This is a genomic window from Hungatella sp. SL.1.14 (assembly GCF_024460495.1).
GTDB classification, from domain to species: domain Bacteria; phylum Bacillota; class Clostridia; order Lachnospirales; family Lachnospiraceae; genus Hungatella; species Hungatella hathewayi.
The window spans coordinates 1-298 of sequence record NZ_JANFYJ010000388.1 but is presented as its reverse complement, the minus strand read 5'-3'; the positions used below and the strand labels follow the sequence as shown (position 1 = coordinate 298).

Sequence of the window (298 nt, the reverse complement as noted above, 5' to 3'; positions counted from 1 at the left end):
CTGGTGGGAACTTATCAGGTCATCAAGGGAACCGAGTACCTGTTTACTCCGCCCCGTGAGGTGGTGGGCAAATGCCCTCGCTGCGGCGGTGAAGTTGCAGAACTGCAAAAAGTTTTCTTCTGTCAGAATGATTCTTGTAAATTTGCAATCTGGAAAAACAACAAATGGTGGGCTGCCAAGAAAAAACATCCGCCATCTCGCGGGTCTCCTGGTATTTTGCATTTCTGGAAGCCTGGGCATGGCGCTGGTAGGTCTCAATTATCTCAAAAAATAATTCATCTGTTCGGTTCATCTTTTC

The 298-nt window shown here is 47.0% G+C and carries 1 pseudogene; it reads left to right on the top strand.

Annotation, left to right across the window (positions count from 1 at the left end):
• Nucleotides 1-192 (top strand): annotated as a pseudogene (locus NE473_RS31490) (DNA topoisomerase); the annotation flags it as partial.
• Nucleotides 193-298 lie beyond the last annotated feature (106 nt).